At 68.1% G+C, this 13259-nt stretch carries 13 protein-coding genes; 3 read left to right on the forward strand and 10 right to left on the reverse strand.

Features of this window, described 5'->3' with window-relative positions; genetic code table 11:
* Positions 1-156 precede the first annotated feature (156 nt).
* Positions 157-423 carry a cell division protein CrgA gene (gene crgA, locus ACWGE0_RS08820; protein ID WP_030465604.1) on the reverse strand — a complete coding sequence of 89 codons (267 nt, stop codon included), beginning with the start codon at positions 421-423 and terminating at the stop codon, positions 157-159.
* A gap of 418 nt (positions 424-841) precedes the next feature.
* Between crgA and ACWGE0_RS08825 the strand changes: the two genes are divergently transcribed.
* Together ACWGE0_RS08825 and ACWGE0_RS08830 are read left to right on the forward strand one after the other, a co-directional pair.
* Positions 842-1813, forward strand: coding sequence for a class E sortase (locus ACWGE0_RS08825; protein WP_452260335.1), 972 nt, complete (start codon positions 842-844; stop codon positions 1811-1813).
* Positions 1813-1968: a hypothetical protein gene (locus ACWGE0_RS08830; RefSeq protein WP_452260336.1), complete on the forward strand. Its 156-nt coding sequence runs from the start codon at positions 1813-1815 to the stop codon at positions 1966-1968. The genes ACWGE0_RS08825 and ACWGE0_RS08830 overlap by 1 nt, the downstream gene beginning before the upstream one ends.
* Here ACWGE0_RS08830 and ACWGE0_RS08835 read toward each other — a convergent pair.
* From ACWGE0_RS08835 to ACWGE0_RS08845, 3 genes are all read right to left on the reverse strand, one after another.
* Positions 1955-2296 carry a hypothetical protein gene (locus tag ACWGE0_RS08835; protein WP_452260337.1) on the reverse strand — a complete coding sequence of 114 codons (342 nt, stop codon included), beginning with the start codon at positions 2294-2296 and terminating at the stop codon, positions 1955-1957. The genes ACWGE0_RS08830 and ACWGE0_RS08835 overlap by 14 nt on opposite strands.
* Complete coding sequence (locus ACWGE0_RS08840; protein ID WP_452260338.1) at positions 2293-2562, reverse strand: hypothetical protein; 270 nt, start codon at positions 2560-2562, stop codon at positions 2293-2295. The genes ACWGE0_RS08835 and ACWGE0_RS08840 overlap by 4 nt, the downstream gene beginning before the upstream one ends.
* A 109-nt stretch (positions 2563-2671) precedes the next feature.
* Complete coding sequence (locus ACWGE0_RS08845; protein ID WP_452260339.1) at positions 2672-4015, reverse strand: FAD-dependent oxidoreductase; 1344 nt, start codon at positions 4013-4015, stop codon at positions 2672-2674.
* A 77-nt stretch (positions 4016-4092) separates the two neighbouring features.
* Between ACWGE0_RS08845 and ACWGE0_RS08850 the strand changes: the two genes are divergently transcribed.
* Positions 4093-4734 (forward strand): aminodeoxychorismate/anthranilate synthase component II, encoded by a 642-nt coding sequence (locus tag ACWGE0_RS08850; protein WP_452260340.1) that lies wholly within the window; start codon positions 4093-4095, stop codon positions 4732-4734.
* Positions 4735-4807: 73 nt separating this feature from the next.
* On the opposite strand, the gene pknB is transcribed toward ACWGE0_RS08850, so the two are convergent.
* The 6 genes from pknB to ACWGE0_RS08880 are packed head-to-tail and all read right to left on the reverse strand — an operon-like array spanning position 4808 to position 13220.
* Positions 4808-6808 (reverse strand): Stk1 family PASTA domain-containing Ser/Thr kinase, encoded by a 2001-nt coding sequence (gene pknB / locus ACWGE0_RS08855; protein ID WP_452260341.1) that lies wholly within the window; start codon positions 6806-6808, stop codon positions 4808-4810.
* A 55-nt stretch (positions 6809-6863) separates the two neighbouring features.
* The gene (locus tag ACWGE0_RS08860) at positions 6864-8381 is read right to left on the reverse strand and encodes a serine/threonine-protein kinase (protein ID WP_452260342.1); all 1518 of its coding nucleotides are present in this window, start codon (positions 8379-8381) and stop codon (positions 6864-6866) included.
* Positions 8381-9859 carry a peptidoglycan D,D-transpeptidase FtsI family protein gene (locus ACWGE0_RS08865; protein WP_452260343.1) on the reverse strand — a complete coding sequence of 493 codons (1479 nt, stop codon included), beginning with the start codon at positions 9857-9859 and terminating at the stop codon, positions 8381-8383. Before ACWGE0_RS08865 ends, ACWGE0_RS08860 begins: the two co-directional genes overlap by 1 nt.
* Positions 9856-11328, reverse strand: a complete 1473-nt coding sequence (locus tag ACWGE0_RS08870; protein ID WP_452260344.1) for an FtsW/RodA/SpoVE family cell cycle protein — start codon at positions 11326-11328, stop codon at positions 9856-9858. The genes ACWGE0_RS08865 and ACWGE0_RS08870 overlap by 4 nt, the downstream gene beginning before the upstream one ends.
* Positions 11329-11331: 3 nt before the next feature.
* Positions 11332-12762, reverse strand: coding sequence for a PP2C family protein-serine/threonine phosphatase (locus ACWGE0_RS08875; protein WP_452260345.1), 1431 nt, complete (start codon positions 12760-12762; stop codon positions 11332-11334).
* Positions 12759-13220 carry an FHA domain-containing protein FhaB/FipA gene (locus tag ACWGE0_RS08880; RefSeq protein WP_030465595.1) on the reverse strand — a complete coding sequence of 154 codons (462 nt, stop codon included), beginning with the start codon at positions 13218-13220 and terminating at the stop codon, positions 12759-12761. Before ACWGE0_RS08880 ends, ACWGE0_RS08875 begins: the two co-directional genes overlap by 4 nt.
* Positions 13221-13259 lie beyond the last annotated feature (39 nt).

Raw genomic sequence — 13259 nt, forward strand, 5'->3', positions numbered from 1 at the left:
CCTGCATTCCCCCCACTGGGGTTTCATTTCCCGCGGTGTGCTGGGGTGCCGCTCGTATCACCCGGGCCACCCGCCCCCTAACACGGGGGGCCCCGGCCGGGGCCCGCCGGCCCCGACCTGTACGAACGGTGACTTGCTGAGCTCTGAGCGTGCGGGCTAGCGCCAGCGCATCGTCATCAGCAGGCCGATGATCATCAGCGCGAAGCCGATGGCGAAGTTCCACGCGCCCAGCTCGAGCATGAACGGGATCTTCTCGGCCGCGATGTAGTTGACGACCAGCCACGCGAGGCCCAGCAGCATGAAGCCGAGCATGACAACGACGTAGACCGGGTGTGACGGTCCCGCTGCCTTGACCTTGACCGGCGTGCGGCGGTCAGTGGGTGCGGTGTAGACCGCCTTCTTCCGGACCTTGGACTTGGGCATGCTGTCCTCGCCTGACGTGGATATCCCTGAGTGACGTGAGTTTACGTGCACTACTCGGGAGACACGTTAACGTAGCGAAGGTGGTCAGCGAACCACTTGGTAGACGCAGTTGTTTTCAGTTCACAGTCCGCGCGGAGGTTCTCAGGTGAACTCGGGACCGCAGCAGCCGCCTCCACGGCGTCCTGCACCCCGTCGTGATGACCTGCAGCACGTGCGGGCCACTCCTTCGCCGCGCCCGTTGCCACCGCCGGACGCGACCCAGTTCACCAGCGCTTTCTCCGGAAGCCTGCCCCCTCCCGGCGCACCGCCGCGCCGCCCAGGCCCGCCCCAGGGCCCACCGCCCGGCACCCCCGCACGTGGCATGCCCCAGGGCACGCCCCCAGGGGGAATGCCACGCCACGGCACCCCGCCGGGAGGAATGCCGCGCCAGGGAATGCCGCCCGGCCCTCGCCGTCCTCGCCCGGTCGATCCGCCCACCGAGGTGATCCCGCGCATCGAGGACGACTACGACGACGAGTACTACGACGATGACGAGTACTACGACGACGAGCCGAAGAAGGCCGCCCCGCCGCCGGACAGCATGGCGCGCAAAGCAGTCCGCGGCGTGGGCGAAACCCTCATCACGATGGGTCTCGTAGTGTTGCTGTTCGTCGTCTACGAGGTCTACGTGACCGACCTGCTTTCCGCGGAGAAGCAGCAGGACGCCACCGCGGCACTCGACTCCGAATGGAGTTCGAACGTCGTCACACCGCCTCCTGCCGACCCGAACCGCCAGTCGAAGCTGAACCTCATCGAGGGCAAGGCCTTCGCGAAGATGTACATCCCGGTCTTCGGCAACGACTGGAAGTTCTCGGTCGTCGAGGGCACCACCGACAAGCACCTCGAGATCGGCCCCGGCCACTACAAGGACACCGCGCAGCCAGGCGAGTCCGGCAACTTCGCCATCGCCGGCCACCGCGTGGGCAAGGGTGCGCCGTTCAACGACCTCGACCTGCTCGAATCCTGCAACGCCGTGGTCGTGCAGACCCAAACCCAGTGGTTCGTCTACCGAGTGCTCCCCATGAGCAGCGAGGTGGCCGGCTGGGCCGCGAACCCGAAGGCGAAGCAGGCCGCCTGCGCCGGCGTGGCCCCGCTGTCGACGACCCTCGGCGCCGCCTACGCCAAGACCGTCGGCCAGGAGATCGTCGTCCCGACCCAGGGCGAGGTCATCGCCCCCATCCCGCACCAGGTCGGCGCCACCGTGCCGGCCGACCAGCAGGCCCGTCTGCTCACCCTGACGACCTGCCACCCGCGCTTCTCCGACAAGCAGCGCCTGATCGTGCACGCCATCGAGACCAAGAGCTACCCGGTGGCCGACGGCTTCGTGCCGCCAGAGATGACGGAGGGCTGATGTACGGCTGGATCTGGCGGCACCTGCCGGGCCCGCTGTACCTGCGGGTCGTCGAGGCCGTCGTGCTGGTGGCCGGCATCGTGGCGCTGCTGATGTTCGTGGTGTTCCCGTGGGCCGAGCCGAAACTGCCGTTCAACAACGTCACGACCCAGTGAGCTGCTCCTCGGCGAGCCGCAGGTACTCGCGGGCGTAGCCGAGGAACGGCTCCGGATTGGTGTCGTACTGCGCCAACGCCCAGTAGACCCCGTCCTCCTCGGACATCAGCGTGACGCCGAGCTCGACGAGCACCTGCTCGACCAGCGCGTCGGCCTCCCGCTTCGCCAGCCGGACCGGCGACTCGCCGGCGAGTTCGCGCAGGGCGGGGGAGTCGAGGCCAGCGACGAGCAGGTCGCACGCGAGCCACACCACCCGTTCCGGGGCGACCGTGTTGTCGGCCAGGTCCAGGTTGAGGCGCAGCAGCAGTTCGCGCAGGTCGGGGCTCATGCCGTCCACGTCCTGAGCTGTCCGTCGGCGGTGCGGACGATCTCCGCGGGCGACAGCTTCCCAGGCATGAGGTCGAAGTTGTCGAGTTCCATGCCGAGCGCCCACAGTTCGTTCTCGCCGTTCTCGCCGTTCTCACGATCGAGTTCTCCGGCCACCATGAGCCGGGCGACGTCGCGCGCGAGCCAGATCGCGTCCTCGGTCGACAACCTGCTGCCGGCGAGGTTGGCGTTGAGACGGAACAAGCGTTTGCGGAGCTCGGCGTTCACGGATCAAGTGTCCGCACGGGTGCTACCGAAATAGCTGAAGCCGCCACCGCGTACACGCGATGGCGGCTTCATCGAGGAACGGCACGCGGCCGTTCAAGCAGGGGGCGAGTCAGCCGTTCGAGATCGCGGTCATGTCCTCGCGCGGCACGACCTTCACGCGTTCGCGGCCCTCCACGGCGCCCAAGGCCATCTCGTGCAGGTCGAGCTTGCGCCAGCCTTCGTTGGTCACGAACGGCACGCCGCGCTGCTCGAGGAACTGCACGATGGCGGACGGCGCGGGGGAGTCGGCCTGCGGCAGGGATGCGGCGTCTTCGAGCAGGCTGGTGATGGTTTCCAGGGCGTCGCCCTTGGTGTGGCCGATGAGGCCGATCGGGCCGCGCTTGATCCAGCCGGTCGCGTAGACGCCGGGCATGGGCACCTCGTCCAGGTCCAGCACGCGGCCGGCGAGGTGCGGGATGGTGCCGGAGACGTGGTCGAACGGGATGTCGGGCAGGTGCGTAGAGAGGTAGCCGACGGCGCGGTAGACGGCTTGGACGTCCCAGTCGGTGAAGGTGCCGGTGCCGCGGACGTTGCCGCCGCCGGTCAGTTCCTGGGTTTCGGTGCGCAGGCCGGTGACGCAGGAGGAGCCGAGCACCTCGACCGGTGCTTCCAGGAAGTGCAGGTGCAGGCGGCGTGGGCGGGAGCCGACGTCGCGGATCGCCCATTCCTGGAGGGTCTTCACGATCATCTCGACCTGCTTGTTGGTCCTGATCGCGTGCATCGAGGCTTCGTCGAACTCGATGCCCTCGGCGTGGACGATCACCTCGACGTTCGGCGAGTGGTCGAGTTCGCGCAGTTCCAGCGGCGTGAACTTGGCCTGGGCCGGGCCGCGGCGGCCGAAGATGTGCACGTCGGTGACGGGGGAGGAGAGAAGTCCCTCGTAGACGTTCGAGGGGATTTCGGTGACCAGGAGTTCGTCGGCGGTCTTGGCCAGGATTCGGGCCACGTCCAGGGCCACGTTGCCGACGCCCAGCACGGCGACCGACTTGGCGGTCAGCGGCCAGGTGCGCGGCACGTCGGGGTGGCCGTCGTACCAGGACACGAAGTCCGCGGCGCCGTAGCTGCCGGGCAGGTCGATGCCGGGGACGTCCAGGTCGCGGTCGGACGAGGCGCCCGTGGAGAAGATGACCGCGTCGTAGAACTGGCGCAGGTCGTCGAGCTTGATGTCGACGCCGTACTCGACGTTGCCGAAGAAGCGGACCGACGGCTTGTCGAGCACCTTCTGCAGGGCGCCGACGATGCCCTTGATGCGCGGGTGGTCGGGGGCGACGCCGTAGCGGACCAGGCCGTAGGGCGCCGGCAGTTTCTCGAAGAGGTCGATCTGCACGTCGACGTCGGACTTGGTCAGGATGTCGGCGGCGTAGACGCCGGCCGGTCCGGCGCCGACGATCGCGACGCGCAAGGGGCGACTCATGACACCTATTTTAGGGTAGCCTAACCTCAACGCGGACGAGAGCTAACTCACTCGACGCCACGCACTAAGCTCTGTCCATGCGCGTGCTCGTGGTCGACAACTACGACAGCTTCGTTTACAACCTCGTCCAGTACCTGGCTCAGCTGGGTGCGGAGTGCGTCGTGAGGCGCAACGACGAGGTTGACCTCGACGAGATCGACAAGGTTGACGGCGTGCTCGTCAGTCCCGGCCCCGGTACGCCGGAGCGCGCGGGGTCGAGCATCGACGTCATCAAGAAGTGCGCTGACACCGGAAAGCCGGTCTTCGGCGTGTGCCTCGGCCACCAGGCGATCGGCGTGGTGTGGGGCGGGGTGGTCGACCGCGCGCCAGAGTTGTTGCACGGCAAGACGAGCATCGTTTTCCACGAGGGCAAGGGCGTGCTCGACGGCGTGCCGCAGCCGTTCATCGCGACCCGCTACCACTCGCTGACGGTGCTGCCGGAGACGGTGCCCGCGGAGTTCGAGGTCACCGGCAAGACCGAGACCGGCATCGTGATGGCCATGCGGCACAAGGAACTTCCGGTCGAGGGTGTGCAGTTCCACCCCGAGTCGGTGCTCACCGACGGCGGCCACCGGATGCTCGCCAACTGGCTCGAGGTCTGCGGCTTCGAGGTGCCGGAAGCCACGGTCGCGCAGCTCGAGAACGGCATGCGCACGCTCGCCGCGGCCGCTCGCCAGTAACACCGGCACAACACCGAGAACGACGAAGGGGCGGCCTCCCAAGGGAAGCCGCCCCTTTCCACAACCTGAGAACCTAGGTCGTCACGATCCCGAACTTGCCGACGTTGATCGTCACGGTGGAACCCTTGGTGATCGCAGTGCCTTTCGCCGGGTTCTGCGTCTGCACCTTCTTGTCCTGAGCCGGACTGTTGACCGGCGCGTCCTGGACGTTGAGGTTTCCGTTCCAGCCCAACGACTTCAGCTTGTTCTCGGCTTCCTTCTCGGTCAGGCCGGCCAGGTCCGGCATCTCGATCTGGTTGCCCTTCGAGACGCGGATGGTGACCGTCGTGTCCTTGGCGGCCTTGCTGTTGCCGACCGGGGTCTGCGAGATGACCTGACCCTCGGGCTTCGCGCTGTCGACCGGCTCGACCGAGACCTTGAAGCCGGAGCCTTCGAGCGTCTGACGTGCGTCGGCCTGGTCCTGGCCCACGACACCCGGCACGTTCTGCTTGTCCGGTGCCTTGCCGAGCTGGATGCTGATCGACCCGCCCTTTTTGAGCTTCAGGCCGGTCGCCGGGTTCTGGGCCGCGACCTTGCCGACCTTCGTCGTGTCGTCGACCTCGACGCCATCGGCGGCCTGCTGCAGCTTGAAGCCGTTCGGGTCCTTGTCCAGGATCGCCTGTGCTTCCTGCGGGGTCTTGCCCACCAGGTCCGGCACCGTGCCCTCGCCAGGAGGCGCACCGACCGAGATGGTGACCTTGTCGCCCTTCGTGAGCTGGCTGCCTTCCGGCGGGTTCGTGCCGATCACCTTGTTGATCTGGTCGGCCGTGCACTTGGCCGCGGCGCCGCTCGGGCCGGGCTCGCAGGCGACGTCCTCCTGGGCGGGGACGAGACCGGCCTTGGTGATCTTCTCCTTGGCCTCCAACGGACTCAGGCCCACGATCGACGGGACCGAGACCTTGTTCGTCGCCTCGTTGCCGGAGTTCATGATGTTCGCGGTGATCCACGCGGCGAGGCCGAGCACGGCCACGCACAGGATCACCACGAGCGTGACCATGATGGCCTTCTTGCGCTTCGCGCGACGCTCTTCTTCCTCGTCGGCGATCGGGTCGTAGTCGTCCTCCGGCTCCGACTTCAACGCCGCCGGACGGTGCCGGCCACCGGAGACGACCTGCGTGCGAGCAGCGCGCGTCGCCTGCTCGTTCATCACGGCGGTGCGGTCCTCGGCCGTCATCACGGCGGGCGCGGACGGGCGCTGGCCGGAGAGCACGCGCACCAGGTCGGCGCGCATCTCCGCGGCCGACTGGTAGCGGTTCGCCGGACCCTTCGACATCGCCTTCAGCACGATCGCGTCGAGCTGCGGCGACACCTTCGGGTTCAGCTGCGACGGAGCCTTCGGGTCTTCCCGAACGTGCTGGTACGCGACCGCGACAGGAGAGTCACCGGTGAACGGGGGCTCGCCGGTCAGCAGCTCGAACAGCACGCAACCGGCGGCGTAGACGTCGGAACGGGCGTCGACGGACTCGCCGCGCGCCTGCTCCGGTGACAGGTACTGGGCGGTGCCGATCACCGCGGCGGTCTGGGTGACCGCGGCCTGGCCGTCGTGCAGCGCACGGGCGATGCCGAAGTCCATCACCTTCACGGCGCCGGACTTGGTGATCATCACGTTGGCCGGCTTGACGTCGCGGTGGACGATGCCGTGCCGGTGGCTGAAGTCGAGCGCGGCCGAGACGTCCGCCATGACCTCCATGGCGCGCTTCCCGGACAGCGGGCCCTGCGTCTTCACTATGTCGCGCAACGTTCGTCCATCGACGAACTCCATGACGATGTACGGCAGCGGGCCGTATTCGGTCTGGGTCTCGCCGGTGTCGTAGACGGCGACGATCGCCGGGTGGTTCAGGGCGGCGGAGTTCTGCGCCTCACGCCGGAACCGTTCCTGGAACTGGGTGTCGCGGGCGAGGTCGGCACGCAGCACCTTGATCGCCACGTCTCTGCCGAGACGGACGTCCCGCCCCTTGTGGACCTCGGACATGCCGCCGTACCCGAGGGTCTCACCCAGTTCGTAGCGGTTTGAGAGCAGTCGTGGAGTGCTCATCGGTGCTTCGTCCCGCTCCTCGTCGACGGTGTTCCCAACTCGGTTCTGGTCTTGCTCATGGCGCGCACGTCACCTTCACCTGCGAGCCAGCCGGCACCCCGCCTGTCGGCGCGATGGCGGTGACCCTGCACTTCTTCAGGTCGCCCGGCGACGTGCCCTGCGGGGTCTGCACCCTGGGCTCCAAGCCGTGGTCGATCAGGTCTGTTTTGACCTCTTCGCCGGAACGACCGATGTAGTCGTCCTCGTCGATTTGTTTCAGCGCGTCGCCCGGTATCCGGTCGGCGGAGTCGGGCTTGGCCTGCCCGTTCGCCGGCGGGTTCAGGCTCGCCGAACTCGAGGTCGTCGGCCCGCCGCCTTGCCCGGTGCCGTTGTTGGACTTCACGGTCAACTTCCACACCAGGACCACGCCGACCACCAGCAGCAGGGCCACCAGGACAGCGACCATAACCCAGACCACGGTCCGGTTTCTCCCCGGTGCGGTCGGCATGGGTGCGAACGTGCCGGTTTGGTGCGCCGGCTGCATGGTCGGGTGGGTACCGGGCCGGCCCGGCCCTCCCGGGTGGTGCGCCATCTGCGGTGGAATCGGAAGTGGCTGCGAGGCCTGCGGTGGCGGCGGAGGCGGTGGCCCCTGCTGCTGAACCTGCTGAACCTGCTGCGGCACAACCTGTTGCGGCCCCATCTGCGGGACGTGCTGCGGGATGACCGGCGGCATCGTGAACCCGGACGGCGTCGGCAGCGGCTGGCCCACCCGCACCGCGCTGACGGCGGCGGCGAACTCGCCACCGGTCCGGTAGCGCTGCCGCGGGTCCTTCACCAGGGTGGCCTCGATCAACGTCCGCGCGCCCGGCGGAACGTCCGGCGGCAACGGCGGCGCGATGTCGCGGATGTGCATCATCGCGACCGTCACCGCGTTGTCCGACAGGAAGGGCCGGTGTCCGGCAAGGCATTCGTAGCCACACACTGCCAACGAGTAAACGTCGCTCGCCGGTTCGGCCTCGCCGCCAAGTGCCTGCTCTGGAGCGATGTAGTGCGCGGTCCCCATGACCATCCCCGACCGCGTCACGGGGGCCGCGTCCACGGCCTTCGCGATGCCGAAGTCGGTGATCTTCACCTTCCCCGACGGGGTGACCATGATGTTGCCCGGCTTGACGTCCCGGTGCACGAGCCCGCGTTCGTGGGCCGCCTGCAACGCGTTTCCGGTCTGCTCCAGCAGATCCAGCGTCACCTCTGCAGTGAGCCTGCCCCGCGAGATGATCGTCGCGAGCGGTTCGCCCTCGACGAGCTCCATCACGAGGTACGCGGTGTCCTCCGGGCCATCGGGGATGGACGCGGTCTCGCCGTAGTCGTGCACCGACGCGATGCCGGGGTGGTTGAGCGACGCGGTCATCCGCGCCTCGACGCGAAAGCGGTGCAGGAACTCGGGATCACCCGAGAGCTCCGCCTTCAGCACCTTCACGGCCACCCGGCGGTCGAGCCGTTCGTCGGCGCCTTCCCAGACCTCGCCCATGCCACCGACCGCGATCCGCCTGGTGAGGCGGTAGCGGTCGGCGAGGAGCTGGCCCGTGGTCAGCATCAGCGACCCGCCAGGTACGCGTTGATCACGGCGCGTCCGATCGGGGCGGCGACCTTGCCACCGGTGGCACCCAGACCGCGGTCGCCACCGTTCTCCACGATGACCGCGATGGCGATCTCCGGCTTCTGCGCCGGCGCGAACGCGATGTACCAGGCGTGCGGCGGCTGGGTCTGCTCCTGGGTGCCGCCGACCTCGGCGGTACCGGTCTTCGACGCCACCTGAATGTCCTTCAGGCGGCCTTCGCCACCGGTGTTGACCTCCGACTGGATCATCATGTCGCGCAGCACGTTCGCGTTCGCCGAGCTCATGGCGGTCTCGACCTCGTCGGGGTCGGTCTCGTCGATCGGCTTCAGGTCGGGCCCCAGCACCTTCGACACCAGATACGGGTGCATCCGCTTGCCGCCGTTGGCGATCGTCGCCGCGACCATCGCGTTCTGCAGCGGCGTCACGCGCACGTCGCGCTGGCCGATGCCGCTCTGGTACAGCGCCGCCTCGTCCTGGATCGCGCCCAGGGAGGACGTCTCGACCGCCAGTGGCACGTTGAGGTCGTTGTCGTTGAAGCCGAACTTGTTCGACTGCGTGGTCAGCTTGGACTTGCCGACCTGCGCCGCCATCTCGCCGAACGCCGTGTTGCACGACTTCGCGAGCGCGGTCTCCATCGGCACCGTCTCGCCGGGGCCGCAGGGCTGGCCGTTGAAGTTCGGGAACGGGGCGTTGGACGTGCCGGGCAGGTTGATCGTGCCCTTGGCGGTGTACTGGGAGTCCTTGTTCTTGCCGTCGGCGAGCGCCGCGGCCGCCACGACGACCTTGTACGTCGAGCCGGGCGGGTAGAGGCCCTGCGTCGCGCGGTTGATCAGCGGGTTGCCGTTGCCCTTGGCGTTCAGTTCCTTCCACGCCGCCTGCTGCTCGTCCGAATCGTGGCTCGCCAGGCGGTTCGGGTCGTAGGACGGCGTGCTCGCCATCGCGAGGATCTCACCGGTGTCCGGCTTGATCGCGACGACCGAGCCGGTGAAGCCCTTGTTCGTCAGCTGGTCGTACGCGACCTGCTGCACCTTGGAGTTCAGGGTGAGCTGCACGTTGCCGCCGACCGGGTCGCGACCCGTGATCAGCGCGGAGACCCTGCGCGCGAACAGCCGGTCGTCCGAGCCGTTGAGCAGGTCGTTCTCCGCGCGCTCCATGCCGGACGTGCCGTAGGTGACCGAGAGGTACCCGGTCACGGGGGCGTAGGCAGGGCCCGCGTTGTAGGTGCGCAGGAACCGGAGACGGTCCGTCGTCTCCTTGACGTCCGCGATCACCGTGCCGTCCGCGACCGTGATCAGACCGCGCTTGCGGGCGTACTCGTCGAGCAGCACCCGGCGGTTGTACGCGTTCTTGCGCCACTCGTCGGCGTTGATCACCTGGACCCAGGTCGCGTTGCCCAGGAGCAGGATGATCATCACCATCATGGCCATGCCGACGCGGCGGAGCGGTGTGTTCATTTGGGACGCTCCACCATCACAGTGTGCTGGTCGGCGATAGCCGGTTGTTGCGGTTTCGGCTTCGGAGCGCGCTGGGGAGCCCTCGCCGCCGCAGAAATTCGCAGTAGCAACGCGACCAGGATGTAGTTCGCGAGAAGTGACGAACCACCGTAGGACAGGAAAGGTGCGGTGATACCCGTCATCGGGATCAGCTTGGTGACACCGCCGACGACGATGAACACCTGGAAGCAGACGGCGAACGCCAGGCCGCCGCCGAGCAGCTTGCCGAAGCTGTCGCGCACCGCGATGGCGCTGCGCAGGCCGCGCAGAGCGAAGACCATGTAGATCAGCAACAGCGCCGCGAAACCGACGAACCCGAGCTCCTCACCGATCACCGCGGTGATGAAGTCGGTGTTCGCCTCGGGGATCATCTCCGGGCGCCCCGCGCCGAGGCCTGCCCCGCCGATGCCGCCCGTCGCGAGACCGAAGAGCGACTGGGAGATCTGGTAGCCGCCACCGATCTCGGTGTAGCGGCCGATCGGGTCCTGCCAGTTCGCCACCCGCTGCTGGACGTGGGAGAAGAGCTTCCAGGCGATGATGGCGCCGCCGGAGAACATTCCGATGCCGAGCACGACCCACGCCGCGCGTTCGGTGGCGACGTAGAGCAGCACCAGCACGATGCCGAAGAACAGCAGCGAGGAGCCGAGGTCCTTCTGCAGCACCATGACCGCGACCGTGACGCCCCATGCGGCGAACAACGGGCCGAGGTCGCGGGCGCGCGGCAGATCCATGCCGAGGAACCGGCGGCCCGCCGTGGTGAAGAGGTCCCGCTTCGACACCAGGAACGCGGCGAAGAAGACCATCAGCAGGATCTTGGCGAACTCACCCGGCTGGATGGACAGCGGACCGACGCGCAGCCAGATCTTGGCGCCGTTGATCTCCGGCGCGATGAAGCCGGGCAGCACACCGGGCAGCATCAGCGCGACGAGGCCGATGAGGCCGAACGTGTAGCCGAACCGCGCCAGCGTGCGGTGGTCGGTCAGGAACTTCAGCGTGGCCGCGAACAGCAACAACCCGATGCCGGTCCAGATGACCTGCTTGAAGGCCACCGGGTCCCAGGTCGTGCCGTCCGGGAACTTGACGCCCTCCATGGCGAGGTCGATCCGGTGGATCGTCACCAGGCCGAGCCCGTTGAGCAACGCGACGCACGGCAGGATCGCCGGGTCGGCGTACGGCGCCCACCTGCGCACGGCGAGGTGGGCACAAGCGAAGAGTCCGAGATATGCGAGACCGAGGTAGAGGATCCTCAGGCTCAGCGACCGTTCCTGGTTGAGTTCCACCAGGATCAGCGCCAGCGTCACGAGACCAGCTGCGAACGCGAGCATCACCAGTTCGGTACCGCGCCGCGTCGGCGGCCGCAGACCTGGCGACGTGTTGGTCGCCACCGACGCGACTGGTGAGCCTTCCCCGACGGGGGCGGGCGAGCCCATCAACTACGGACCCTCCCGGCATTCCACACCCGGCTTCTGCTGCGAGGGCGTGAGCGAAGGCTCGCTGGCACCGGTCTCCGGGTTCGGCGAACCGTTCACCGGAGGGGTGCTGGAGCCGGTGGTGCTGCTCGGCGGAGGGCTCGTCGGCGTCGTCGGCGTCGTTGAGGTGCTCGGCGTCGACGAGGTGTCCTTGCACAACGGCAGCATGTGCTCGGTGCGCAGCAACCTGACCGCGGCGCGCGCGCCGTCCAGGCCGTTGTCGCTGCGGATGCCCGCGGTGATCGTCTTGCGGCCGGCTTCCTGCAGGTCCTTCAGCGTGATCGGGGTGCAGCCCGTGGATCCGGGCGGGCACGAGTCCTCGACCTTGGACGACAGCTTGAAGCCCAGCACCGTGCCGTTCAGCCCGCGGAAGATCGCGACCTGGCCGTCCTCGGTGGCACCCACGTAGAACTGGGTGTTGAGCCACAGCTTGCCGCCGACCGCCACGACACCGGTCAGCAGGAGCAGCACGAAGACGATCACGAACGCCTTGATGGCGGTCCGCTTCTTGCGCTTCGGGTCCTGCGGCGGTGGAGGCGGTGCGTCCATCCGCTGCGGCATCGGCGGGCGCTGCTGCGTGAGCGCGCTCGCCCGTGAGGCCGCGGAGTCCGGCGGAGTGTTGTGCTCCTCGCTGCCGTCTCCTGCCGCGCCGCCGACGATCGGGTAGTTGTCGCCGAAGTCGACGTCCTCGACGTCCGCCACGATCACCGTGACGTTGTCGGGGCCGCCGCCCTTGAGGGCGAGCTCGATCATGCGGTCCGCGCAGGCCTGCGGATCCGGGATGCGGATCGCCTCGTCCAGCGTTTCCAGGCTCACGACGCCGGACAGACCGTCCGAGCAGAGCAGGAACCGGTCGCCGGAGCGGGCTTCGCGCACGGTGAGGCTGGGCTCGAAGTCGTGGCCGGTGAGCGCACGCAGCAGCAACGAGCGTTGCGGGTGCGTGGCGGCCTCGTCCGGCGTGATCCGGCCCTCGTCGATCAACGACTGGACGAACGTGTCGTCGTGCGTGATCTGCGCGAAGGTGCCCTCTCTCAGGAGGTACGCACGCGAGTCGCCGATGTGCACGAGCCCGAGACGGTTGCCGGCGAACAGGATGGCCGTGAGCGTGGTGCCCATGCCTTCCAGGTCCGGGTCGCTCGTCACGAGTTCGGAAATGGCGCCGTTGCCACTCGCGACCGCGTCGCGGAGCTTGCCGAGGAGGTCGTCGCCGGGCTCGTCGTCGTCGACGTGGGCCAGCGAGGCGATGACCACCTTGCTCGCGACCTCACCGGCGGCGTGGCCACCCATGCCGTCGGCGACTGCGAGCAGGCGGGGGCCCGCGTACACGGAGTCCTGGTTGTTGGCGCGAACCAGGCCCCTGTCGCTGCGGGCCGCGTATCGAAGAACCAAGGTCATGAGCGCAGCTCGATCACCGTTTTGCCAATGCGGATCGGGGTGCCGAGAGGTACGCGCAGGGGTGCGGTGACCTTGGCTCGGTCTAGGTAGGTGCCGTTCGTGGAGCCGAGGTCTTCCACGTACCAGTCGGTGCCGCGCATGGACAGCCTCGCGTGCCTGGTCGACGCGAAGTCGTCGTCCAGCACGAGAGTGGAGTCGTCAGCGCGGCCGATCAGGATCGGCCTGCCGTCGAGAGAGATGCGGGTGCCGGTCAGCGCCCCGTGGGTGACCACGAGTTGCCGAGGCGCCTTGCTTCCCCTCGCCGACTTCTCGGACCTCCGGAATCCGGGCAGACCTGATGCCCGGAGCCCTGAGGCTGCGTAGAGATCAGAGCGGACCACACGTAGGGCGGCCAGCACAAAGAGCCAGAGGAGCACGAGAAAGCCCGCTCTGGTCAGCTGCATCACCAGCTCTGGCACCGGTTGTAACCGCTCCTGCCTTGAGTTGCTTACCGACGC

Source organism: Lentzea sp. NPDC054927 (assembly GCF_053610285.1).

Excerpts from the sequence above, each read along its gene's own strand:
- crgA (WP_030465604.1), bottom strand. The coding sequence starts at position 423 with ATGCCCAAGTCCAAGGTCCGGAAGAAGGCGGTCTACACCGCACCCACT.
- ACWGE0_RS08825 (WP_452260335.1), top strand. The coding sequence starts at position 842 with ATGCCGCGCCAGGGAATGCCGCCCGGCCCTCGCCGTCCTCGCCCGGTC.
- ACWGE0_RS08830 (WP_452260336.1), top strand. The coding sequence starts at position 1,813 with ATGTACGGCTGGATCTGGCGGCACCTGCCGGGCCCGCTGTACCTGCGG.
- ACWGE0_RS08835 (WP_452260337.1), bottom strand. The coding sequence starts at position 2,296 with ATGAGCCCCGACCTGCGCGAACTGCTGCTGCGCCTCAACCTGGACCTG.
- ACWGE0_RS08845 (WP_452260339.1), bottom strand. The coding sequence starts at position 4,015 with ATGAGTCGCCCCTTGCGCGTCGCGATCGTCGGCGCCGGACCGGCCGGC.
- ACWGE0_RS08850 (WP_452260340.1), top strand. The coding sequence starts at position 4,093 with ATGCGCGTGCTCGTGGTCGACAACTACGACAGCTTCGTTTACAACCTC.
- pknB (WP_452260341.1), bottom strand. The coding sequence starts at position 6,808 with ATGAGCACTCCACGACTGCTCTCAAACCGCTACGAACTGGGTGAGACC.
- ACWGE0_RS08860 (WP_452260342.1), bottom strand. The coding sequence starts at position 8,381 with ATGCTGACCACGGGCCAGCTCCTCGCCGACCGCTACCGCCTCACCAGG.
- ACWGE0_RS08865 (WP_452260343.1), bottom strand. The coding sequence starts at position 9,859 with ATGAACACACCGCTCCGCCGCGTCGGCATGGCCATGATGGTGATGATC.
- ACWGE0_RS08870 (WP_452260344.1), bottom strand. The coding sequence starts at position 11,328 with ATGGGCTCGCCCGCCCCCGTCGGGGAAGGCTCACCAGTCGCGTCGGTG.
- ACWGE0_RS08875 (WP_452260345.1), bottom strand. The coding sequence starts at position 12,762 with ATGACCTTGGTTCTTCGATACGCGGCCCGCAGCGACAGGGGCCTGGTT.